Origin of the sequence: Pseudomonas arcuscaelestis (assembly GCF_016881005.1) — a bacterium.
Classification (GTDB): domain Bacteria; phylum Pseudomonadota; class Gammaproteobacteria; order Pseudomonadales; family Pseudomonadaceae; genus Aquipseudomonas; species Aquipseudomonas arcuscaelestis.
Genome location: NZ_JACOPV010000002.1, coordinates 147,106 through 170,589 on the forward strand (window position 1 = coordinate 147,106; position 23,484 = coordinate 170,589).

The 23,484-nt window shown below is 60.4% G+C and carries 15 protein-coding genes; 4 read left to right on the forward strand and 11 right to left on the reverse strand.

The annotated features are described in order from the left end of the window. Positions 1-42: 42 nt before the first annotated feature. Positions 43-3,240: an autotransporter outer membrane beta-barrel domain-containing protein gene (locus H8F21_RS03010; protein ID WP_203584008.1), complete on the reverse strand. Its 3,198-nt coding sequence runs from the start codon at positions 3,238-3,240 to the stop codon at positions 43-45. A 155-nt stretch (positions 3,241-3,395) separates the two neighbouring features. Between H8F21_RS03010 and H8F21_RS03015 the strand changes: the two genes are divergently transcribed. Then, complete coding sequence (locus tag H8F21_RS03015; protein WP_203584009.1) at positions 3,396-5,138, forward strand: response regulator; 1,743 nt, start codon at positions 3,396-3,398, stop codon at positions 5,136-5,138. A gap of 18 nt (positions 5,139-5,156) precedes the next feature. Here H8F21_RS03015 and H8F21_RS03020 read toward each other — a convergent pair whose 3' ends face one another. From H8F21_RS03020 to H8F21_RS03060, 9 genes are all read right to left on the reverse strand, one after another. Continuing rightward, on the reverse strand, positions 5,157-6,572 hold the full coding sequence (locus tag H8F21_RS03020; RefSeq protein ID WP_203481468.1) for an aldehyde dehydrogenase family protein: 1,416 nt from the start codon (positions 6,570-6,572) through the stop codon (positions 5,157-5,159). Beyond that, positions 6,565-7,755: a pyridoxal phosphate-dependent aminotransferase gene (locus H8F21_RS03025; protein WP_203481466.1), complete on the reverse strand. Its 1,191-nt coding sequence runs from the start codon at positions 7,753-7,755 to the stop codon at positions 6,565-6,567. Before H8F21_RS03025 ends, H8F21_RS03020 begins: the two co-directional genes overlap by 8 nt. A gap of 27 nt (positions 7,756-7,782) precedes the next feature. Further along, positions 7,783-9,390, reverse strand: coding sequence for a 5-guanidino-2-oxopentanoate decarboxylase (locus tag H8F21_RS03030; protein ID WP_203481464.1), 1,608 nt, complete (start codon positions 9,388-9,390; stop codon positions 7,783-7,785). Positions 9,391-9,400: 10 nt separating this feature from the next. Beyond that, a complete protein-coding gene (locus H8F21_RS03035; RefSeq protein WP_203481462.1) occupies positions 9,401-11,500 on the reverse strand; it encodes an acetate--CoA ligase family protein in 2,100 nt (699 codons plus the stop codon). 18 nt (positions 11,501-11,518) lie between these two features. Further along, positions 11,519-12,679: an acyl-CoA dehydrogenase family protein gene (locus H8F21_RS03040; RefSeq protein WP_136475991.1), complete on the reverse strand. Its 1,161-nt coding sequence runs from the start codon at positions 12,677-12,679 to the stop codon at positions 11,519-11,521. Between the two features lie 31 nt (positions 12,680-12,710). Then, positions 12,711-13,502: an enoyl-CoA hydratase/isomerase family protein gene (locus H8F21_RS03045; RefSeq protein ID WP_203481454.1), complete on the reverse strand. Its 792-nt coding sequence runs from the start codon at positions 13,500-13,502 to the stop codon at positions 12,711-12,713. Between the two features lie 309 nt (positions 13,503-13,811). After that, positions 13,812-14,864, reverse strand: a complete 1,053-nt coding sequence (locus H8F21_RS03050) for an NAD(P)-dependent alcohol dehydrogenase (protein WP_203584010.1) — start codon at positions 14,862-14,864, stop codon at positions 13,812-13,814. 171 nt (positions 14,865-15,035) lie between these two features. Further along, positions 15,036-15,719, reverse strand: coding sequence for a TetR/AcrR family transcriptional regulator (locus H8F21_RS03055; RefSeq protein WP_203584011.1), 684 nt, complete (start codon positions 15,717-15,719; stop codon positions 15,036-15,038). Positions 15,720-15,721: 2 nt separating this feature from the next. Then, the gene (locus tag H8F21_RS03060) at positions 15,722-17,695 is read right to left on the reverse strand and encodes an alkyl/aryl-sulfatase (RefSeq protein ID WP_203481449.1); all 1,974 of its coding nucleotides are present in this window, start codon (positions 17,693-17,695) and stop codon (positions 15,722-15,724) included. Between the two features lie 196 nt (positions 17,696-17,891). On the opposite strand from H8F21_RS03060, the gene H8F21_RS03065 reads away from it, so the two are divergent. Beyond that, the gene (locus tag H8F21_RS03065) at positions 17,892-19,046 is read left to right on the forward strand and encodes an iron-containing alcohol dehydrogenase (protein ID WP_203481446.1); all 1,155 of its coding nucleotides are present in this window, start codon (positions 17,892-17,894) and stop codon (positions 19,044-19,046) included. 202 nt (positions 19,047-19,248) lie between these two features. Further along, positions 19,249-20,577 (forward strand): MFS transporter, encoded by a 1,329-nt coding sequence (locus H8F21_RS03070; RefSeq protein ID WP_203481444.1) that lies wholly within the window; start codon positions 19,249-19,251, stop codon positions 20,575-20,577. On the opposite strand, the gene qhpR is transcribed toward H8F21_RS03070, so the two are convergent. After that, positions 20,475-21,569, reverse strand: coding sequence for an AraC-like transcriptional regulator QhpR (gene qhpR / locus H8F21_RS03075; protein ID WP_203584012.1), 1,095 nt, complete (start codon positions 21,567-21,569; stop codon positions 20,475-20,477). The genes H8F21_RS03070 and qhpR overlap by 103 nt on opposite strands. Before the next feature lie 176 nt (positions 21,570-21,745). Between qhpR and H8F21_RS03080 the strand changes: the two genes are divergently transcribed. After that, on the forward strand, positions 21,746-23,206 hold the full coding sequence (locus tag H8F21_RS03080; protein WP_203584013.1) for an arylsulfatase: 1,461 nt from the start codon (positions 21,746-21,748) through the stop codon (positions 23,204-23,206). Positions 23,207-23,484: the final 278 nt, after the last annotated feature.

Below are 23,484 nucleotides of genomic sequence, written 5' to 3' on the forward strand. Positions count from 1 at the left end.
GATTCTTTGTTTTATCGCTGGGTAGCTGCTTGCAGCCTGCTGTCACCAGAGGATTCGATAGCCGACGGTAACCTGCAGAGGTTGTTCGATTTCACTGCCGTGCACGTAGTGGGTCTCGACCATCAGCTTTTGCCGGGCGCTGAGTTGCAAAGCGGTGCCTGCGCCATAGTCGGTGCGCGTGCCTGGCAGTGAATTGTCCAGGGTATGCCCATCCACCGATACGTGGCTGTCACCTGCCAGCTCTTCAATTTGCGAAACGCTGAGGTATCCCTGTACCTGGGTACCTGAAGCCAGCATGAAGTTGCGACCTGCGCGCGCCCCTACCCGGGCCTGGACTGTGTCCTGGTCCTGTGCTTTCACTTCCAGCGAGTCGCTGCTGGTGTAGCGAGGCCCTTGCAGATGGGCAGCGGACAGTTGCGCCTGGGGCTCTATGAACCAACCATCTGCCAGCGCAATCTGGCGGCCAAGCTCAACACTGGCCCCGTAAGCGTTTGCGTCATAATGGCCACTCACTTGATCGCCCAGGTTTTGCGACACCTTCACATCGCCTTTGAGGTGATCGTATTTCAGCACGGTGTCCAGATAGACGCCGTTGTCTTGCAGGTACGTGGCGTATAGCCCCACTGAACGGCTGTCGATATCACCACTGCTGTGCTCGGCAAAGTCCTGGTCGGCGTGGCCGATGCCCAACATGCCGCCGAGGTAGAGCGTTGCATCATTGAATTCAATGGCGCGGTCAGCGCCCACTTCGATACCGCTAAGCCGTTGGTCGAACGCACGGCTGTCACCGCTGTCGACGTTCAGCCTTGCGTCCATGGCCCGGGTCCAGAGCCCTCCTTGGTCCTTGCCCAAACGCAACTCACCCAAGCGTCGGCTCAAGGTGCCCATCTCGTTCTGCCACAAATTGGCGGCGGCAGTCTGCATGCCCAGGGCGGCATTGGCGCCCTTGGACAAACGCTGGGCTTGCGGCAATTGGGTCGGCAAGGCTCGGGAAACGCGCGGCTGAGGGGGTTGCGCTGGCGTCAGCGTGGTCATCGCCACATTACTGACAACAGGTTTAGGTATGGCTTGCGGCTTCATCGCAGGATTGAGCGGGGTCATCGCAACGTTGCTGGTATTGGGCTGCGGTATCGCCTGCGGTTTCATCGCAGGGTTAAGCGGGGTCATTGCAACATTGCTGGTAATGGGCTGCGGTATCGCCTGCGGCTTCATCGCAGGGTTAAGCGGGGTCATTGCAACATTGCTGGTAATGGGCTGCGGTATCGCCTGCGGTTTCATCGCAGGGTTAAGCGGGGTCATCGCAACATTGCTGGTAATGGGCTGCGGTATCGCCTGCGGTTTCATCGCAGGATTGAGCGGAGTCATTGCAACGTTGCTGGTAATGGGCTGCGGTATCGCTTGCGGCTTCATCGCAGGGTTAAGCGGGGTCATTGCAACATTGCTGGCAAGTGGTGTTGGAATCGCGGGCTTTTGAAGCGGCGGCACCAGCGTCTGCATTGGCGCTACTTGGCCTGTTTGTGCCAGATACCAATCATTACCCTGGCGTGTCAGGGCATAGCGAAAGGCACCGGCGTCGACGTGTCCGCCGTACAGTGTGAATTGCCCTGCCCCCCCTCCACTTCCTACCAATTTAAGCGGTTGGCCCGTTGCGGCATGGCCACTGTCAGCGACAAGAAGTTCGTGCTGACCGCTCACCTGTCCTGTAACCGAGAGAAGGTCACCCTGCGAAGAAGCAAGGTCGGATTTCATTTGAAAGCGCCCAGTGCCACTCAAGTCGCCATTCAAGGTCAGTACCTGGAAGCCGTGCCCACCGAACATGACCTTCGAATCGCTCAGGTTAAGGTTGCTTGCAGACGAATTGCCGCTGAAAACCCAACTGCTGTTGTGCAGATCAAGGTCCAGGCGGCCGCTGGCGGGGGACAATAATCTGGTGTCGCCTGTTACTTGACTGGCAACGGTGGTGATTGCGAGCTGGCCATCGCCGTTGGTCTGGGCAAAGTCTGCGGCGCTTACCTGACTCGATTCCAGGTCAACTTTCAGCGAGCTGCCTGCTGCCGCCAAAAAGGCAGTTGCCGTCGGCGCCCACCATTGACTGTCAGTGATGCTGGCAACTCCATGACTGCCTGGCTGCGCCTCAATCAACGCACTCGGCCCACTAAGCCGGGTGCGCAACAGTGTCAGCGTCCCCGTACTGCCAAGCGGCGAGAACGCGCTAAATACCACAGTGCTTGCGTCGACGCTGGATACAGCGCTGTCGCTCGCGCTGATGTGCGCTTCGCCATGAATAGCCAGTGCCGCAGCCTGGGCCCCCGTTGTCAGTACCTGGCTACGCACTAAGTTGATGTTGCTCAACCTGTTGGCTGTGGCGCCAAAAGCACCTGTGCCTTCGGTCAGCAGCGCGCTGTCGACAACATCGATGTTAGCCCCCAGGTCAGCACGTACCGCCGAGGCTGAGGCGCCTAGGGTGTGCGCGCTGCTGGCGCGGCTGAGGGTGACGTTACTGTCTTGACGAGCAGAAACGCCATCACTGGCGGCGGCGTCGGTGATGATCTGGGTATTGATCAGGGAGAGTTGCCCAGCAGAAGCCGAAACCTGTACCCCTGCACTTTCGGCCTGGTGGGTGTGAATTTGACTATCACGTACCACATTGGCCAACAGATTTCCTTGCTCTCGAATGCCAGCACTGCTCATGTCAAAGGTTACGATCTGGCTGCGTTCAACCTGCAGCAGCGCATTGGCGCCGACGTCGATACCCGGACTGAGGATACCGGTGGTCTGCAAGCTGACGTCGTGAAGGCGCAGTTCTGCGTTGGTCACTGAGGCAGCCGGGCTTTTTCCGCCAGTTGTGTGCAAGGCACTGGGGCCGCTCAGGTCGGCCAGCGATTGCGAATTGACCTGCAGCGCCGTACCCGAGGTCACCGCGTCCACCCCCTGGGCGAGTAGCCTGGCGCCTGACAGCACATCGACGCCGCCGCCCACGGAATTGCGCAAAACCACGTCGCGTAAAGAGAAACCCACGTGCTGCAGGGCTACCGCGGGAGCCGGGCTGGAAACGTCCACTTGCTTCTGAACGAGGCTGGCGACCAGCGGGCTGGAATTAGTGAAAAGCAGCGGGAAGTTGTAGTCGGCAGCGAGCGCAGGTCCAGTAAACAATGCAGCGATTAACGTGGCGATGGGCAAAGGATGGAATGGCGGACAGCGATCTTTGTTGCTGATCGAAGAGCCAACGTGGGTGTTCATGGCTTTCATCCTGGAGAAGTAGTTGCTATTGGCAGCATTCTTCTCAAAGGCCGTCATGGCGAGGATAAGAAAGTCAGTCACACTCTGTAGGAAAATGACTACACGCTCGACTCAACCGTGCCCTACAGTAGGTCAAAGCACCGAGGAATTTCAGCATGTCACGCGTTCTCATAGCCGATGAGCATCCGATAACCCGGCATGCGGTTCGACTGCTGCTGGAGGAAGAACGCCATACCATTATTGGCGAGGCAGTGGATGGCCTGGAAGCACTGGGCATGGTCACCAGCCTCAGGCCCGACCTGCTGATCATTGATGTCGATCTTTCCCGGGTCACCGGCCTGGACGTCATCAGGCGCCTGCGGGCAAGGGGCATCACTCAGCCGATTCTTGGCTTCAGCACCCAGGACTCAGAGCACTTGGTCAGCCGCTTTCTGCAGGCAGGCGCTTCTGGCTTCGTCAGCAAGCATCAGCAAAGCGAGGTACTCAAAGAGGCCGTCGCCGTGCTGCTACGCGGCCAAACCTACTTCCCAAGTACGATGTTGGGTAGCGTTCATAAAGGTAATCTGAAGGAAAACGATGCCGAGCGAATCGCCGCGCTTTCCAACCGTGAACTGAGCGTGCTTGGCTTGCTCGCCAGTGGTCATAGTAACCAGGAGATTGCCAGCGAGCTGACCATCAGTGAGAAATCGGTAAGCACATACCGCGCGCGAATGCGGGTAAAGCTCAATCTGCACAGCATGATCGAGCTGATCGATTTTGCCCGACGCAACCGTCTTGCATCGTCGACCAAATTGCTCGCAGCGCCAACCAACGAAACCGATGCGCAAAGCTCCATGTGGCGCTCCATGGTTGAAAGCCTGCCCGGGGCCTTCTATGTGCGCGACACCCAAGCCCGGTTGTTGTATGCCAACCCCGCGCATCTGCAGATGTATAACGCCAACCTGGAAAGCGTTCTGGGCACCCGCACCACGGAAGTGGACTGGTACACACCCAAAGATGCAACCAACATGTTGGTGTTCCTGCAGCGGGAAATTGCGGAGCAACGTTCGTTCGACAAGGATATCGAGCTGAACATCCACGGCGATCGTCGCGTCCTCCATCACTGGGGAACGCCCTACCGTGACCAGGAAGGCAATCTGCTTGGCATGGTCTGCTGCAGCACGGATATTACCCAGCGCTATGAACAACTCGATGGCCTGCGCGTGCGTGCCGAAAAAGCCGAGTTGGCCCAGCAACAACTGACCGAACTGCTGGCCAGCATCAGCCAGCAACTGGGTGACGGGCTGACTTCCCTGGCAGATACCCTGGTGGCTGAAGATGCTGCACAGGTGGCCGCGCGACTCCAGGTGCAGCAATTGCAACAGCACTTGAACTGCTTGCACGATGCGCTGACCCAGCCAAGCGATGATGACGCGCAGATAGGCCCGATTGATATCGCCCAGGTGCTGGCCGTGGTAACCGGCAAACTGCGCACCTCTGCCGATACAAAGCGCCTGAAGCAGTACATTGAAGTCAACGAGCCATCGCACTTGAGTGTCACGGTACACAGGAAACGCTTGTTCGATCTGCTGCTTCATCTGGGCCGCTATGTCATTGATTTGACCTGCGATGGCGAAGTCCGTTGGAAAGTCGTGGCCACGGTCAAAGACATGAACCTGGGTGCCAGGCTCAGCATTGAAGGGATCCCCCTGAACAATGTGCAAGCCCGGCGCTCCTATTCGCTGTCGGAGCTGACACACGAATCCGACGCAGCAGGGGCCAAGCGCAACAGCCTGGACTTGAACATCGCCCGACACTTAGCCCTGCAACTGGGCGCTGAACTTCACATTACCCGCGGTGCCGAGAACAGCGTGACAACCACCTTGCACCTGTTATTGCCACTGGCGCCTCGCACATGACACGTAGCGCATGCCCCCTCAAAGCTGGACCGCCTTGATCTCGACAAACTCGGCCAAGCCTTCCTCGCCCCATTCACGGCCATTGCCTGACTGTTTGTAACCACCAAACGGCGCCTGGTAGTTGAATGCCGCACCGTTGAGGAAACACTGCCCGGCGCGCAGTTGCCGGGCCAGTGCCATGGCGTGTTGGCGATCTGCCGCCCACACGGCGCTGGACAAACCAAACGGCGAATCGTTGGCCAAGGCAATCGCCTGGGCTTCGTCCTGGTAGGGAATCAGGCACAACACCGGGCCGAAGATTTCTTCCTGGGCGATACGCATGCGGTTGTCGACGTCTGCGAACAGCGTCGGCTGCACGTAGAAACCGCGCTCAAGGTCAGTCGGGGCCTGGCCACCACAGAGCAAGCGGGCACCTTCCTCCTGGCCAACACGTACATAGTCCAGCACGGTGCGCCGTTGACTCGCCGAACACATCGGGCCCAGAAAACTCGCTGGGTCCAGCGGGTGCCCCATGGTCAGGCTACGGGTTTCGGCCAGGGCGATCTCTACTGCTTCGGCATAGCGACTGGTGGGCAGCAGCATGCGCGTCAACGCGGTGCAGGTTTGGCCCGAGTTGATCATCACGTCCTGCACGCCGTAGCGCACAGCGGCTTGAAGATCAGCGTCAGCGGTAATCAGCAGCGGCGACTTGCCACCCAGTTCCAGGCATACACGCTTTACCGTCGGCGCAGCGGCCTGGGCTACGCGCACACCGGCACCGGTTGAGCCGGTAAATGACACCATGTCGACCTGTGGATGCCGGGCCAGCGCTTCGCCAACCTTCGCGCCCGGCCCACTGACCAGGTTGAACACCCCTGGTGGCAGGCCGATCGCTTCAATCATTTCTGCCAGGAGGAAGGCATGCAGCGGGGTTTCCTGGCTTGGCTTGACCACCACCGTACAGCCTGCAGCCAGCGCCGGGGCCAATTTGCCGATCAATTGGTGCAGCGGGTAGTTCCAGGGATTGATGAACGCGCAGACGCCGACGGCCTCGCGATACACCCGTGAGTTGCCAACCTCGCGTACCTCGTCCATCAAGCCGGCCAGTTCGATGTACTGTTCAAGGCCGGCAATCGGCCCGTCTACCTGTACGCTACGGCACCATTGAACCGGCATTCCCAGCTCGGTGGTAATGACACTGGCCATTTCCTCGGCGCGCATGTTCAGTTGTGCAACCAGGGCCTGAATGAAGGCTGCGCGTACACGCGAGGGCGACCGAGACCAATCGGCGAAGGCCTGCCGCGCTGCAGCCACGGCGCGATTGACGTCGTGCTCATCACCCAATGGCACACGGCCGGCGACGGTTTCGCTGGCCGGATCGATCACCTCGGCCAGGCCTCGCCCCGATGGCACCTGCCAGCTGCCATCGATAAACAAGCGGGAATATTCACGCATTGACCTTGCTCTCCATCAATTGCGCGGCGCAGCGGGCGATACGCTGGCAAGCGTCGAGCAGTTTCGCGTCCGCCAGCACCAGGCCCAGGCGGATATGGCCGGCAGCGCTCGGCCCAAAGGCTTCACCCGCCAGCACCGAGACGCCATGGCGATCCAGCAGACGATTGGAAAACGCCTGGGCGCTGAGGCCTGTTTCGCGAATGTCGACCATCACGAACATGCCACCGTCAGGCTTGAGCGCCTTCAGGCCCGGGCAATCGGCCAGGGTCTGGCACACCAGGTCGCGGCGCTGGCGGTAGGCTTCACGCATCGCCTCAAGCTGCGGCAGTGGTTGTTCCAGTGCCACAACGGCAGCATCCTGGATGAATTCCGGCGAGCCATAGAGCATGCACAAGGCGAGGTTTTCCAGGTGCGTGGCCAGGGCCTGCGAACCGACCACCCAACCCACCCGCCACCCGGTCATGGCATGGGACTTGGACAAGCTGTTCAGGGTTGCCGTACGCTGCGCCATGCCCGGCAGGCTGCCCGGACTGATGTGCTCGCCTTCATACAGCAGTTCGCTGTAGACCTCGTCGGAGATCAGCCATAGATCATGGCTAATGCACAGCTCGGCCAGGGCTTGCCAGGTCGCGCGTGGCAGGCTCGCACCTGACGGGTTGTGTGGGCTGTTCAGCGCCAGCGCACGGGTGCGAGGAGTGATCCGTGCGGCAACATCCTCGGGGCACACCCGAAAGCCGTTCTCCGGTCGCACCGGCACCGGGATCACAGTCGCGCCGCAAGCGCCGAATACCGCCTCATAGGTGACATACATCGGTTCGGCAACAATCACCTCGTCACCGGGATTGAGCACACACTGGGCGACACAGAACAAAGCGCACTGCGCACCGGCCAGCACGGTCACCTGGTCGGCGTGCACCGTTTGGCCGCTGCGCTGCTGATGGCGATTGGCAATGGCCTGGCGCAGGGCAAGTTTGCCGCGCACGTCCGCATAATGGGTGTGGCCGCTGCGCAAACTGTCGATGGCAGCCTGCACGATCGGCGTCGGGGTGTCGAAATCCGGGTCTCCCACCGACAGCAAGAGAATGTCCTGACCTTGGGCCTGCAGGTCCAGGGCGCGGTAGTGAATGTCCCAGGCGGCGGCACCGTCACCGGCAATACGTTGAGTTAGATCGGAAAAGCGCATGGCAATCTTCCTGAGTAGGGTTGGACGTCAGCGAGCGCAGGCGTGTTTGAGCTCAATCAGGGTCACTGCATTGCGGGCAAAGCCTGCGCGCAGTTCCTGCTGCAGTTCGTCGAGGCTGCGTGGCTGGGCCACGGTGCAACCGAACGCACGGCCCAGTCCGACAAAGTCCGGGTTGCGCGGCAGTACGCCAATGGGCTCGATATCGAGGCTGAGCATGTCGTCGCGGATCTGCCCCAGGGCGTCGTTGTTCCACAGCAGCACCACCAGCGGGCGATCCAGCTCTTCGACGGCCGTGGCCAATTCCTGGGCGGTGTAGAGGAAACCGCCATCACCCACCAGCACCAGGCCAGGGCGATCATTGCTGGCAAACATGCCGCCGATGCCTGCGGGCAGGCCGTAGCCCAAGGTGCCGTAGCCGGTTGGATGCAACCAACTACGCGGCGCGCGGCTGCTGAAAGCGTAATTGCCGGTGTACGCCAGTTGCGTCATGTCGGTACTGATAAAAGCATTGTCGGGTAGCTCGGCAGCTATCCGATCAAGAATCGCCTGATGAATCGCCTGCAGCGGGCCATGCCCGGCCTTCACCGCTTGGCGCAGCGCCGCGACCGAAGCAATGGCGGCCTCGGGATTGCGATCGTTGCCTGGCAGGTGCTCCAGCAGGGCAGCAACGGTCAGTTGCGCATCTCCCTGCAAAGCCAGGGCGCAAGGATAGAAATCGTTGAACTTGCGTGCGTCGATGTCGACCCGTAGCAACTGACCATTGAGCGGCAGGCGCTCGCGCCAGAAATCGGTGTCGGCCATCTCGGTGCCCACCGCCAGTACCACATCGGCTTCGCCGATCAGCGTCCAGCCCGGCTCTACACACAGGCTTGCACCGGCATTGAGGGGGGCGTCCGGGGCCAGCAGGCCTTTGCCGGCGACGCTGGTGAACAGCGGGGCTGCCAGCCTGGTGCTTAACTGCTGCAGCACATCGGCGGCCTGCAGCGCCCCGCCGCCGGCAATGATCATCGGCCGTTTGGCCGCGGCAAGTGTGGCTGCGGCCTGCTCCAGCAGACTGCCAGCAGGCAGGCCACGGCCAGGACGACGGACCACCTCCGTGCTCCAGTCACGCTTGACCGGTGCCGACAACACATCTAATGGAACCGAAATGTGCACCGGGCGCGGCCGTTCACTGTCAAACACCGCATAGGCGCGGGCGATAAGCTCGGGCAAGTCCTCGGCACTCAGCGCTACGGCGGAAAACGCCGTAATCGGCGCGGTCATCGCACGCTGATCCTGGGTTTCGTGCAGGCAGCCCCAGCCCTTGCCCAGGCTTGCGCTGTGGTTGACGCTGGATATCACCAGCATCGCAATGGAGTCGGCATACGCTTGGCCGATAGCGGTGGCAGCGTTGGTGACGCCGGGGCCGGTAATGACAAAACACACCCCAGGCTTACCGCTGACCCGGGCATAGCCGTCGGCCATGAAACCTGCGCCCTGCTCATGGCGGGTAAGCACATGGCGGATACCGCTTCCGGGCAGGCCGCGATACAGCTCAAGCGTGTGCACGCCGGGAATGCCGAATACGGTATCGACGCCATAGTTGGCCAACAAGCGGACCAAGGCCTGGCCACCGGTCAATGGGCTATTGTGCATGTTGTTCTCCTTACGCCTGGCCGAGGCGAATCAACGCATCGACCGCGGTAGTGCCCTGAGCACCGACCATTAATGGGTTCACATCCAGCTCCAGCAATTGGCCGGCGTTCTCGCAGGCGTAATCCGCCACGGCGCGGATCGCCGCAACGAGTGCATCCAGATCTGCGCTTTGGCGACCGCGAAAGCCCTGCAGCAGGCTGGCGCTGCGAAGCCCGAGCACGGCGGCGCGAATGGCGCCGTCGGTGGTTGGCAGCAACAAGGTTCTACTGTCTTTGAGCAGCTCCACCAGAATGCCGCCGGCGCCGATCACCAAGGCCAGACCGAAGTCGTCTTCGCGCTTGATGCCGACGATCAACTCGGCCAAGGGTGCGCGCGCCATCGGCTCAAGCAGGACCTGATCGAATGGCACGGTGGGGGCATAGGCGGCAATGTTTTCGCGCATCTTCTGCAGCGCGGCAGCCAGGGCCTGATCATCCGTCAGGTTGAGTGCGACGGCGCCTGCTTCGGTCTTGTGCGGCAACTGCGCGCTGACCGCCTTGAGCACTAATGGGTAGCCAACCGTTGCGCCAGCCTTGAGCGCTTGATCCACGCCACTCAACACGCCGGCGGGAATGGGCAGGCCGAACGCGTGTAGGGCCTGTTTGGAATCCCATTCATTGAGCAGTTGGCCGTCTGCGCTCAACGCTTGAGGGCACAATGGCACCAGGGCTGACTCGCCCAGCTCGAGCAAGGCCTGGCGGCGGCGCCGATAGGCGGCAATTCGCCCCCAAGCCGCCAAGCCGTCTTCGACACCTTGCAGCGCGGCAATACCGTGGCCATGCAAACGCTCGCGGGCACTGGCCGGCAGCAACTCAGGGAAGGCCGAGGTGACGAAGCCGATTTTGCCGTGGCGCTTGAGCGCGGCGCTGTAGAGCTCCAGCAACAGGTCGCACTCCTTGCGCTCGCCGGTAAATTGCGCCGGATAATCGAGCACCAGCATGGCCGCGTCGGCCTCGCTGCGCAGGGCGCTGTCGAGCATGCGCTCAAGCGCGACGCCATCGCCCCAGATCGCGGTGGTGAAATCCAGCGGGTTGACCAGGTTAGCATAGGCTGGCAGTACCTCGACCAACTCATCGACCTGGCTGCTGGCGAGCTTGGGTAAGGTCAGCTCGTTGCGTTCGGCATAGTCGGCGATCAAGCCGGCGTCACCACCGGAGCAGGCCAGGGCAATCAGGCTGCGACCTTCAGGCAGCGTCCCACAGGCAGCGGCCTTCAGGGTTTCGGCGAAGCTTACCGGGCCACTGACACGAATAACCCCCAATCGCTGGAACAAGCTGTCGTACAGGGCGTCAGAGCCAGACAGCGAGCTGGTATGACTCAGGGCCAGCTCGGCGCCGATTTGTGACACCCCGGTTTTCAAGGCGATGATCGGAATACCCTTCTCCAGTGCCTTGTGGGCTGCACGAGCGAAGCCGGGAACGTTTTTCAGCCCCTCCAGGTGCAGACCAATAGCAGTCACCCGAGGCTCATCAAGTAAAACATCCATCAGTTCGGCGATGCCCAGTTGCGCCTGATTGCCGACCGACGCCATGTAGGCCACCGGCAAGGAACGGTCACTCATGGACAGGTTGTATGCGAAGTTGCCACTCTGGGTCAGGATCGCTACGCCCTTCTCTACCGTTTTGCCGCCGTGCGCTACCGGCCACAGCGCACTGCTGTGCAAGTAATCAAGCAGGCCATAACAGTTGGGGCCGAGCAACGCCATGGTCCCCGCAGCCTTGAGCAGTTGCTGTTGCAACGCCTGGCCTTCGGCGCCCGCCTCGGCAAAGCCCGAGGCGTAACAGATAGCCCCGCCGGCATCGATAGCTGCCAGTTCGGCCACGCAACTGAGCGTCAGCTCGCGATTGGTGGCGATGAATACGGCGTCCGGACCGCACGGCAGCTCGGACACGCTGCGAACACAGGGCACGCCTTCAAGCTGCTCGTGCTGCGGATTGACCAGCCACATCTGGCCTTGGTAACCGCCCTCGGCACAGCGCTTGAGCGCCCGAGCCATGCTGCGGCCTCCCACGAATGCCAAGTGACGCGGTGCGAGCAAACGCTTGAGGTTGTCACGAATCGATTGCGACATAGGAATTCTCCGGCCCGATCAACGCAACAGGGGGCGCAACAGTTCACGGGAAATAATGTGCCGCTGGATCTCCGAAGTGCCCTCCCAGATCCGTTCGATCCGCGCGTTACGCCAGATCCGCTCTACCGGGCCTTCATCCATCAGGCCCATGCCGCCGAAGATTTGCACGGCTTCGTCAGCGACCTTGCCCAGTACCTCACTGGCAAACAACTTAGCCATGCCGGCTTCACCATCGGTCATGCTGCCCTGATCCATCTTCCAGGCCGTGTGCAAGGTCAGCAGCTCAGCGGCGCGGATTTGCGTGGCCATGTCGGCAAGCTTGAACGACACCCCCTGATAAGTACCAATTGGCTGGCCGAACTGCTTGCGATCCGCGGCCCATTGCAACGACACATCCAAGGCCCGCTGAGCTTGGCCGACGCAGTTGGCGGCAACCATCACCCGCCCGGCGGTCAACCAGGCATTGGCCACTTCCCAGCCTTTGCCGACTTCGCCCAGCACCTTGTTGGCAGGTACCCGACAATCGTCAAAGAACATCTCGTAGGTGTGATAACCGCGGTTACTTACGCACTTGGGGCCGCGGCGAATGGTCATGCCGGGGGTACCACGGTCCACCAGGAAGGCGGTGACCGCGTTGCGTTTGCGGCCATTGTGTTCGTAGGTGTCAGTCACGGCGAAGACAATGGCGAAATCGGCATGCCCGGCATGGCTGATGAAATGCTTGCTGCCGTTGAGGACGAAATCGTCGCCCTCACGCACCGCGCGGGTCTTGATGGCGTTGGCGTCGGAGCCTGCACCCGGCTCGGTCAAGGCAAAGCAGTCGACCTTCTCACCTTGAATGCAAGGCAACAGGTAGTCGTTGATCTGCTCGTCCTTGCAGGCCATGAGGATTTTCGACGGGCGCGCGACAAACACATGCACCGCCCACGACACTTTGGACAATTCGCGTTCGATCAGGGCCTGGGAGACGTAATCCAGACCGCCACCACCTACTTCCTCGGGCATGTTGAAGGCGTAGAAGCCGGCAGCAATCGCTTTGCCACGAATTTGCGCGGCCAACTCCGGCGAGACCTCGTCGGCGCGATCGACTGCTTCCTCGTGCGGCAACAACTCTTTGGCAACAAAACTGCGTACGGCTTCCACCAACATTTCTTGTTCTTGGGTCAGTTGGAAATTCATGGAATGTTCCTGAAGAAGGTGTTGTAAGTAATTATTTGCCAACGAATTTTGCTGCGCGTCTCTCGACACTTGCACGTAACGCTTCGGCGCCATCCTCGCTGCGTCCACACAGCAGGCCTGCGCCAAGTTCGGCTTGCAACTGTTCTGCGAGGGTGCGCTGGGCGCCCTCACGGATCAGGCGCTTGGTCTGGGCAAAAGCGAATGTCGGGCCGGCCGCCAGGCGCCCGGCCAGTTCGGCGCTGACGGCCAGCAACTGGTCATCTGCGCAGACCTCACCGACCAAGCCGGCTGCCAACGCCCGCTCAGCGCCCCAAAGCTCGTCTAGAAACAACAGGCGCTTGGCCTGTTCGGTGCCGATCAACCTGGGCAAATGCCAGCTGGCGCCCGCGTCAGGGCTATACGCCATGCTGGTATAGCCGGCCTTGAAACGGGCCGATGCTGCTGCCACGCGCATGTCGCAGCACAGGGTCAGGTCCATCCCGGCACCCACGGCGGTGCCGTTGATTGCGGCGATGGTGGGTTTGTCGAGGCTGTGCAGGCGTTGCATCAAGGCATGGGCGGTTTCGGTCCAGCCATAGCTTTCCAGCGCACCGCGGGCTTCGGCCTCTGCCCATTCGGCCAGGTCCGCACCGGCACAGAAGCTGCGGCCACTGCCGGTCAGCACGACCACGCGCACAGCAGGGTCGGCATTGTGCTCATCGAGCAAGGCATGCAGCTTTTTCAGGCTGGGGATATCCAGGGCGTTGCGTTGCTCGGGGCGATTCAGGGTGATCCAGGCAACGCCGGCTTCGACTTTGCTCAACAGCGACGAAGGAGTAGTCATGGGAGGCCTCGAATTATTGTGGTTGGCGTGAGGGGTAGGACTTGAGGCCATACTAAACGAGTGTTCAGCAAGGAGACAATCGGGCAGCTAACTTGATGTAACAGATTACATACGTACCGTATCTGATTGATTAATTGAGTTTTAATCAAAGTACTGATTAGCTTCTATGCAGGTCTGTTACAACTTTGTACAACTGCAGACAGACAAAAAAACGCGACAGTTGCCTGTCGCGTTTCTTGATGAAGGGGTTGAGGGCGGTGGGCTTGGCCTGGATTGCGAGGCAAGCCCGCGCCTACCAAGATGGGGCCATCAGGGGGTTTTCAGTGACGCCATGTCGATCACGAATCGATATTTCACGTCGTTGTTGTGCATGCGCGTGAAGGCTTCGTTGATGTCCTGGATGTTGATCATTTCGCAGGTGGGCAACAGCTGGTGTTCGGCGCAGAAGTCCAGGAGTTCCTGGGTCTGCTCCAGGCCACCGATCAGGGAACCTGCAATCGAGCGGTTATTGACCGCCAGGAGGGCTCCGTGAATGGGTTCCAATGGCTCCAGCGCACCCACCAGCACCAAGGTCCCCTGGCGAGCCAGCAGCATTAGGTAAGGGTTGACGTTGTGCCCACGGGGAATGGTGTCGAGCACCAGGTCAAAACTGCTGGCTGCAGCTTTCATCGCCTGTGGGTCGCTGGACAACAAAACATGGTGTGCACCCAATGCCCGCGCATCTTCAGCCTTGTTCGGCGATGTGGTGATCACCGTGACTTGCGCCCCCAGGGCCACCCCCAGCTTGACCGCCATGTGACCCAAGCCACCCAGGCCGATGACTGCCAGGCGCGTGCCGGCCTTGACGCCATGCTCGCGCATTGGCGACCAGACGGTGATACCGGCGCACAACAGCGGACCGGTGAAACGCGGGTCCAGCGCTGGCGGCACGCGCAACACGAACTTCTCGCGCACCACAATGTGCTCGGCGTAACCACCACGGGTCACCTCGCCGCTGATGCGGTCCAGGCCATTGTAGGTGGGCGTCATGCCATGGATGCAATGCGGTTCCTGGTGCTGCTCACAGGCCTGGCAGTGCTGACAGCTGTCAACCAGGCAGCCCACCGCTACGACATCGCCCACCCGATAACAGTTGACCGCCGCGCCCACAGCGCGCACACGGCCGACGATTTCATGGCCCGGCACACAGGGAAAACGCGTGCTTTTCCAATCGTTGTGTACGTAGTGCATGTCGGAGTGGCACACGCCGCAGTAGTCGATATCGATGGCAACATCGTCTTCGCGTAGCGCACGGCGCTCAAAACTGATGGGTTCTAGCGGCGCGTTGGCTTCATGGACGCCGTAGCCGATACAAGTGCTCATGGGGTTCTCCAAATGCTGAGTAGGCAATGCACAACTGGCATGACCAGGGCGCTGAACTGCCAGTGTAGGGGCCAGGTGGACGAATTCATTTCCGGATTCAGCGCACAACTAAATAGCCATAACCAATTGTTTTACAGGGATTTTTTCAGGCACAAGTTGATCGGGGACGATTTACTCCGGGTCTGGTGTGGTCAGCAACGCGTGGATCATGCGCGCAAGCATGCGAACCGTATCCTCTTGCAACAGGTACTCGGGCTTTTCAATCAACAACGCCCGCGGCAAGGCAGTGACTGCCTGATAGGCCAGGAAGCCGGCTTTCTCGCGATCGCTCACCTGAATCTGCTCGGAAAAACGTTGCACCAGAGCCGGAATGACCATCGCGATCCAGAAGCGCTCCGGCTTGACGATCTCCAGACGCACCAGCTCACCGTAATAGACGGCCTTGATGCTGAGCTGCGAGTCGACCTGCAGCCAACGGTGCAAGCCACCCAGACCGGTGCGCAGAATAACTTCGATACCGTCGTAGAGCGTGGCCGTGGCTGGCAGCGCATGAATGTTAGCGATGACTTGCAGGCGCATGTCGGCGCGGTAATCTTCGAAAATGGCGCCAATCAACGACTCGATGGTTGGGAAATACTCATAGATCGAACTGATTGCCACGCCTGAGTAGTCGCAAAGGCGGTAGATCGACAGCGCCTCCCGCCCTTCCTTCTCGAGAATTTCCCGACCGGCGGTTTTCAGCGCCTCGACCAGCGCCACCGAACGCGCCTGTTTCGGCTGCTTGCGTGGTTTGGCCGGTAATTGCACCGTGACATTATCCTGGCCGCCCTTGCCTCGCTCACCGCGCCCGGCCATGTTCAAGGGGTCACTACGTTGAACGTTGGCTGGAAGCTGGCAAGCATACCCAGCATTGCCTTGAAGCGTGCGCTGTCGCCTTCCAGGGTGATGTCTCCCTGCTTGATTGCCGTTGGAAAATCCAACTGGCGAAGGCTGATTTTGTCCAGTATGGCCTTGCTCATTTTCACCGTGGCATCGGCCTGGGTATGGCGGATGCCCTCACGATAAGTGAGTACGCCGTTGCGCAGGGTTACGGCAAAATGCTGGTCAAGGTCGTCGAAGTCCCAGTTGAGGGTCATGTCATGACCCTGGGCCTTGTCCGAATCCAAGCGCACCGAAAGGATGTCCATGAACATCGCCGGCGTCGCCGCACGCACCAGGTCGGCAGTAGCCCGCGGCCCCTGTTGCGCGGCGACCTGGCGCAATTCCTGGGTCGCGGTCAGGTACATGTTGCGCCAGATCGCCGATTCACTGCGGTAGCCCAACTGTTCCAGTACGTCGGCCTGGGCTTCACGCGCCGCTTTATTGTCGGGCTCGGCAAACACCAGGTGATTGCCCAATTGCGCCGCCCAGCGGTAATCCCCCTGTTGCATGGCCGTGCGCATCAGCGCCAGTACCTTGTCGGCGCCGCCCAGCGCCTGAACGTAGCGCTGCCCGGCCTCTACCGGCGGCAAAGGGTCGAGGTTGGACGGGTTGCCGTCATAAAAGCCGAGGTAGCGCTGGTAGACTGCACGAGTGTTGAAACTCAAGGTCCCGTAGTAGCCCCGGGCGTACCACTTCTGGTCGAGCTGGCCGGGCAGTTTTTTCACTGCAGCGGCAATTTCCAGCGGAGTCATACCCTGGTTGAGCAGGTGCAGGGTGCGATTGTTGATGAAGGCATACATGTCGCGCTGATCAGCCAGCAGCGTACGAATACCCTCGCCGCCCCAGGTGGGCCAGTTGTGCTGGGCAAACATCACCTGCGCCTGGTCACCATAACGTACCAGGCTGTCATCGATGAACCGCGACCAGGTCTTGGCGTCTCGAACCTCGGCACCACGCGGGGTGAGAACGTTGTGCATCGACATCACCGCGTTTTCGGACATGCACAACGCCTTCATTTGCGGCAAGTACAGGTTCATCTCTGCGGGTGCCTCGGTACCCGGGGTGAGCTGGAATTCAAACTGCACGCCAGCGATGTCATGGCTTTCCAGCGGTTGCACAATCAGGTGAGTCGGTGCGATCAGGCTCATGGTACCCCCTATCGGCACGCCCTTGCCGATGCCTGCATCGAGTTGCCCGCGCGGGCCCTTGGCAACGCTGCCGCCACTTTGGAACATGCCCCGGCGAAACATTGCGGTACCGGCCAGCACGTTTTCCTGGATGGCGTGCTCCATGAAGCCATTCGGGGCATAAATACGCACATTACCGGCCTTGACGTCCGCTTCATCGACCACCCCCCGCACCCCGCCGAAATGGTCGGCATGGCTGTGACTGTAGATCACCGCCACTACCGGCTTGCGCGGCCGATTCTGGTAATAGAGTTCGAGGCCGGCCCTGGCAGTTTCGGTCGCGTAGAGCGGATCGATGATGATCACCCCGTTATCGCCCTCAATAATGGTCATGTTTGCCAGATCGATGCCGCGAATCTGGTAAATCTTGTCTGTGACCTGGAACAGACCGGCATTGGCGTTGAGTTGCGCCATACGCCACAGGCTGGGGTTGACGGTGTCAGGAGAGTCGCCCTGAGCAAGGAAATCGTACTGATGGGTGTTCCACACCGGCTTGCCATCGGCGTTCTTGATCTCACCCGCAAAAGCTGCCACCAGCCCGCGGCGTGCAGCTTCGTAGTCGGCCTGGTCCTGGAACGGCAATGTTTTCAGCACCGCCTGATTAGTAGCGGCTGTTGTCGGGCTGGCGGCTTTCGCCAGGCTCTGGGCAGCGACCTCTGCAGCCCATGAGGCACTGTTGGTCAATCCAACCGCAATGGCGAGTGCAACGAGCGAGTGGCGCATACGAATTCCTTGGGTGTGGATCAAGTCCATTGATTGTTGTTTTTGGTGGCGGCGGTTGGGCCGCTGCTTTAACCGCAGGTTATGACGGGATCCGCTTGCGCCCCCCCCCCCTCCATCGGGAGGGGGAAGCCGCAATTGATGGCGCCTACCTCAAGCAACGCTGCCGAACCATCGGCCAATCCTCGAGGACCACGACATGACGCGCCGCCTGCTGTTCAACACCACCCGCTCCATCATCATCGAACGGGGCGCCGCTGCCCGCCTGGCCGAACAGGTGCAGAGCATGGGCCACCGCTCCGTGTTGCTGGTTACCGATCCTGGGGTATTGGCCACAGGTCTGCTGGTGCCGGTGCAAACAAGCTTCGTCCACCAGGGTGTCGCCCTGCAGGTGTTCAGTAAGGTGCAGGCTGACCCGCCCGAATCGGTCATTCTAGAAGCAGTGCAAGCGGCCAGGGAATGCCGCGCTGATTGTGTCATCGGTTTTGGCGGTGGCAGTTCTCTGGATGCGGCGAAGTTGACTGCACTGCTGGCACGCAGCGAAGAGTCGCTGGCTGACATCTACGGCATCGAACGTACCAACGGCAGGCGCTTGCCACTGATTCTGGTGCCGACCACGGCCGGAACCGGCTCGGAAGTCACTGGCGTATCGGTAATCACCACCGGTGAAGGGCAGAAAAACGTGGTGATTTCCCCTGCTCTGCTGCCTGATGTAGCGCTATTGGATGCAGACCTGACCCTGGGGCTGCCCAAGGCCGTCACTGCCGCCACCGGTATCGATTCTATGGTTCACGCGATCGAAGCCTATACCTCCCGGCACCTCAAGAACCCCATCTCCGACTGCCTGGCCCGAGAGGCGCTGCGCCTGCTTGGCGATAACCTTGAGCGGGTCTGTGAAAACGGCAGCGACGCTCAGGCACGAGAAAACATGCTGCTCGGCGCCTGCCTCGCCGGCATGGCCTTTGCTAACGCCCCGGTCGCAGCGGTACATGCCCTGGCCTATCCATTGGGCGCGCGCTTTCACGTGCCGCACGGGCTTTCCAACGCATTGGTACTTGCAGCGGTGATGCGCTTCAACCTGGAAGCTGCCGCGCCCCTGTATGCAGAACTGGCGGATATTCTTCTGCCCTACGGCCGTGGCGCGGTGTTTGAACGAGCGTTGGCGCTGATCGCCCACCTGCAGGCGTTGCCCGCGCGGCTGGGTTTGCCGACACGCCTGCGCGAAGTAGGTGTCAGTGAGGAGGACCTTGAAGCCCTGGCCCGGGATGCAATGCAGCAGACTCGGCTGCTTGCCAACAACCCCAGAGAACTGAACCTGGACGACATCCTCGCGCTTTATCGCCAGGTTTTCTGACTTCCAGCCAGCCAGCGTGATCCAGTAAACCCGGAACCCCGTTATCAATGCGCGCCTGGATCACGCGCTTTTCTTCGGATTTCAATGCCTTAAACAAGACTCTGAATCCGGAACATTGCCGACGTTGCTCGTCCCTATACTCGCCTGAACAGCCTACCGCGGCCTCACAACAACAAAAACTGGGCAACCCAGGAGCGCTTCAATGAGCGATGCCATCCCTACCGATTCGCCATCCTTCGCCGTTCCAGCCGACTTGAAACGCACCTACTCGAAAGTAATCTGGCGATTGATGCCATACCTGATGCTGGCGTTCATCATCAACGCCATTGACCGCCTGAACCTGTCGTTTGCCAAGCTGCGCATGGCTGAAGACATCCTCCTAAGCGAAGCTGCCTATGGCATCGGAGCCGGGGTTTTCTACCTGGGCTACATTCTGTTCGAGGTGCCCAGCAATCTGTACATGCAACGCGTCGGCGCCCGGGCCACGTTGACCCGCATCATGATTCTCTGGGGCCTGGTCACGGTGGCGACAGCCTTTGTTACCAGTCCCGGCCAACTGATCGTTGCGCGCTTCTTCCTGGGCGTTGCCGAGGCGGGCTTTTTCCCCGGCCTCATCCTTTACCTCACCTTTTGGTTTCCCGCCGCAATCCGTGGACGAATCACGGCCTCGTTTTTTATGGCAGCAATGGTCGCTGGCATGATCTGCGGACCGTTATCGGGCACCATCATGACCCACCTGCATGGTTGGCTGGGGTTGCGCGACTGGCAGGTGTTGTTCGTTCTGACGGGTTTGCCAGCCGTGTTGCTAGGGATCATCGGGCGTTACTGGTTGACTGACCGACCTGAACAGGCACGCTGGCTCAATGCCGAGCAACAGCAACAGATTCAGGCGGCCCTCGACAGCGAGCCACGTTCCAGTGCTGCACGCAACGGTTTGGCAGGCGCCCTGCGTGACCCGCTGCTGTATGTAGCGGGATTGGTCTGTTTCTGCATCTACAGCGCCGCCAACACGGTCTCGTACTGGTTGCCGACGCTGATCCGTAGCTTCGGCCTGGAAGACCTGCAACATATCGGTGTCGCCAGCAGCCTGCCGTTTCTCACCGCCTTGTGCGCCATGTACCTGCTCGGACGCAGCTCCGATCGCTATATGGAGCGCCGCTGGCACCTGGGACTGACCTTGTTGACCGCTGCGGCAAGCTTCAGCCTCTTGAGCGTCGCTCAAGGCAACACGCTGCTGTCGATGGTGTTGGTCAGCTTGGGCGCCGCCGCAGCGTTGTCGGCGATGCCTCTGTTCTGGACCATTCCCCCTGCCCTGTTGAGCAAGTCCGGTGCCGCAGGCGGGATTGCCCTTATCAGCAGCATTGGCAACGTCGCCGGGGTGCTCAGCCAGAGCGCCGTGGGCGCGATAAAAACCGCCACCGGGAGCCTTTATCTGGCATTGGACATGATTGCCCTGTTGCTTGTACTGGGCACCTTGCTGGTGCTGGTGGCTATACCGGCAAGGCGGCTGGCCCCTTCGGCGGCCTGTTGACGAAATTGCCGTGGGCTGTAGCCGGTCCAGCGACGAAATGCCCGCGTAAACGAGCTGGCCTCGTTATAGCCCAATTGTTGTGCGATCTCGGTAAGGCTCGCCACTGACTGGCTGACCAGCTCGATGGCCAGGGCCTGGCGGATCTGCTCGACCAACTGCGCGAACTCCAGGCCAAGTTCACCGAGCCTGCGCTGAAGCGTGCGTTTACTCAGGTGCAGGTGCGCCGCGACCTGATCCAGGCCAATCTGTCCAACGGCAAGGTTGGCCTCGATAACTAGGCCGATGCGTGCGGTCAGATCGGTGTCGGCAAGTCGACTGCGCCGCTCTGCTTCAAGCCCGGGCAACAACGACTGGTGCAAGCGTGGATCAGCAGTGAGCAGCGGCTCTTCAAGCATCTGCGCCGGCCAGAGTATCCGATTGGTGGGTTGATCGAACTTCAACGGGCATTGGAATACCTGCTTATGAAGGCCAGTATCGATCGGTCGTGAATGCTCGAAATCGACGCGCAGCGGCGCGTATTTTTCGCCCGTGTACTCACGCAGGCGCGCATACAACGTGCCCAGCGCATACTCCGTGTCTTGTCGACGGTCCAGAACGCTGGGATCGGTAAGGCGATAGGTAATTTCAAGGTGCGCACCCTGCAATCGCCAACTCAGTTCATTGGCCTGGGCGTGGACAACAATATAACGGCTTGCGCAGTCCAGCATCGCCTGAACATTGGCCGCGCTGCGTACGGCGTAGCCAACGCCACCCAGCAGGCTTAAATTGCGCGGCTCACCCAGCATGCCCAACCCAAGTTTCAACCCGAGATTGTTGTCGGTCTGGCTGGCGGCAACTTCCAGCAACTGATTGTACTGGTTGAGCGGAATTTTCCGATCCGGACGTTCAAGCACATCCTCGGGCAAGCCGACGGTGGCCAGATGCGGTTGAAAAATTGCAGCGTGGTAGTGCAGAAGCGACTCGGCAAAAACGGTGTGCTTGAGGCTGGACATATCAAAAATGGCTCCTGGCCGGGCTTTTCTTGTTGTTAGCTCGCCGCCGCGGCGAATGGCACCTGTTGGCAAGAGCATGGCGCTTGTTGACGATACAGTGCCCCCCCTTTTCGGCCAACGTTGCCTACACGCTGCCGCATATATCCCAGACGGCCGGTAGCGCTCAAGGAGAAGCCATGAATGTCTATCTATCAACACTGCCGATACTGATGTTATTGACAACCTCATTCATGGTTCAGGCCCAGCAGGCGCCACCGAACGTTGTCGTGCTGCTGTATGACAACCTGGCGTATGGTGAACTTGGCAGTTATGGCGGCGGTGCCTTGCGCGGCGCCGAAACCCCGCGGATCGACCGTTTGGCCGACCAGGGCCTGCGACTGACCAATTTTAACGTTGAAGCACAGTGCACGCCGTCTCGCTCAGCACTGATGACCGGGCGTTTTTCGATCCGCTCGGGCACCTACAAGGTGCCCACGGCCGGTGCCCCGGACGGGCTTACCCTGTGGGAGGAAACCCTGGCCGAAGTGCTCTCGACCCGTGGTTATGCCACCGGTATGTGGGGCAAGTGGCACCTGGGCAGTGAAGCCAGCCGCTTTCCTACCCAGCAAGGCTTTGATGAATGGTATGGCGTGGCACGTACCTATGACGAAGTCATGTGGTCGGCCAGCGACGAAGCCAGCGGCTTGACCCCGGCGATGGGCAGCCGCGCGGGCTGGGACGAGGGCCTGACGCCAGTGCAATACATCTACTCATCCACCCGCGACAACCCGCCGGTCAAGGTCAAGAAACTCGACCTGGCAAGCAAACGTACCCTGGACGGTGAACTGACCGACAAGGCAACGCGGTTCATCAAACGCAATGCCGAAGCCGGCAAACCGTTCTTTGCCTACGTGGCTTTCTCATTACCGCATATGCCGACCCAGCCCAATCCCGCGTTTGCCGGCAAGACCGGCAATGGCTCATGGGCTGACTCGCTGGCCGAAATAGACGCTCGCGCAGGCCAGGTACTGGATGCGATCAAAGACGCGGGTGTTGAAAACAACACACTGGTCATCCTCGCCAGTGACAATGGTGGTGAAGCCACCTATCCCTGGCAAGGCGCCAATGGCCCTTGGCGCGGCACCTACTTCACCGCAATGGAAGCCAGCCTGCGGGCGCCGTTCATCCTGCGCTGGCCGGGCAACGTGCCTGCGGGCAAGGTCAGCAATGAAATCATCCACATTACCGACCTGTTTACCACCCTTGTTCACGCTGCAGGCGCACAGGTGCCCAACGACCGGGTGATCGACGGAGTCGATCAAATGGACTTCTTTACCGGCAAGCAAGCCGGCTCGAATCGTGAAGGCTTTGTTGCCTATGTTGCCGATCGACTCAGCGCGGTCAAATGGCGCAACTGGAAACTCCACCTCATCGAGCAAGAGCAAATGTTCGACCCACCCATACCATTGGGTCTACCGCGCCTGCACAACCTGCTGACCGACTTGCGTGAAGAGCACAACATCGCAATCGAAAACACCTGGGCGTTGCCACCGATGATGGCACTGGTCGGCCGTTTCAAAGCCAGCCTGCAGCAGCATCCACCGATAGCCAGCGGCACACCTGACCCCTACCTTCCGGACCGCTCAGCCAATCAGTAGAAGCACAGAGGCATCTCAACCTGGTCTTGATCCGCTGTTGAACTCGACCTCGATCTGCTTTTGATCTTGATCTTGATCTACCTGCCCCGTTAACCAGAAGGGCCGAGTGAAGGTGTTGCGAAAGGGCTAGCGCGCAGCGCCTTCGGCCCCAGCCGAAGTTGCGAATCGTAGTGTTGCTTGCAACGCGTAGATCGCAATGCCCTGAAGCGACACCGTAGCGAGGGGACCCGAAGCGCAGCGTAGGGCCCCTGGTGGGGCGAGCCCTTTGCTTACTTTGG

What these genes read in the sequence shown, in the direction of transcription:
- H8F21_RS03035 (WP_203481462.1), bottom strand. Translation starts at nt 11,500, where the DNA reads ATGTCGCAATCGATTCGTGACAACCTCAAGCGTTTGCTCGCACCGCGT.
- H8F21_RS03060 (WP_203481449.1), bottom strand. Translation starts at nt 17,695, where the DNA reads ATGCGCCACTCGCTCGTTGCACTCGCCATTGCGGTTGGATTGACCAAC.
- H8F21_RS03070 (WP_203481444.1), top strand. Translation starts at nt 19,249, where the DNA reads ATGAGCGATGCCATCCCTACCGATTCGCCATCCTTCGCCGTTCCAGCC.
- H8F21_RS03080 (WP_203584013.1), top strand. Translation starts at nt 21,746, where the DNA reads ATGAATGTCTATCTATCAACACTGCCGATACTGATGTTATTGACAACC.
- H8F21_RS03050 (WP_203584010.1), bottom strand. Translation starts at nt 14,864, where the DNA reads ATGAGCACTTGTATCGGCTACGGCGTCCATGAAGCCAACGCGCCGCTA.
- H8F21_RS03065 (WP_203481446.1), top strand. Translation starts at nt 17,892, where the DNA reads ATGACGCGCCGCCTGCTGTTCAACACCACCCGCTCCATCATCATCGAA.
- H8F21_RS03055 (WP_203584011.1), bottom strand. Translation starts at nt 15,719, where the DNA reads ATGGCCGGGCGCGGTGAGCGAGGCAAGGGCGGCCAGGATAATGTCACG.
- qhpR (WP_203584012.1), bottom strand. Translation starts at nt 21,569, where the DNA reads ATGTCCAGCCTCAAGCACACCGTTTTTGCCGAGTCGCTTCTGCACTAC.
- H8F21_RS03040 (WP_136475991.1), bottom strand. Translation starts at nt 12,679, where the DNA reads ATGAATTTCCAACTGACCCAAGAACAAGAAATGTTGGTGGAAGCCGTA.
- H8F21_RS03030 (WP_203481464.1), bottom strand. Translation starts at nt 9,390, where the DNA reads ATGCACAATAGCCCATTGACCGGTGGCCAGGCCTTGGTCCGCTTGTTG.
- H8F21_RS03020 (WP_203481468.1), bottom strand. Translation starts at nt 6,572, where the DNA reads ATGCGTGAATATTCCCGCTTGTTTATCGATGGCAGCTGGCAGGTGCCA.
- H8F21_RS03025 (WP_203481466.1), bottom strand. Translation starts at nt 7,755, where the DNA reads ATGCGCTTTTCCGATCTAACTCAACGTATTGCCGGTGACGGTGCCGCC.
- H8F21_RS03015 (WP_203584009.1), top strand. Translation starts at nt 3,396, where the DNA reads ATGTCACGCGTTCTCATAGCCGATGAGCATCCGATAACCCGGCATGCG.
- H8F21_RS03045 (WP_203481454.1), bottom strand. Translation starts at nt 13,502, where the DNA reads ATGACTACTCCTTCGTCGCTGTTGAGCAAAGTCGAAGCCGGCGTTGCC.
- H8F21_RS03010 (WP_203584008.1), bottom strand. Translation starts at nt 3,240, where the DNA reads ATGAACACCCACGTTGGCTCTTCGATCAGCAACAAAGATCGCTGTCCG.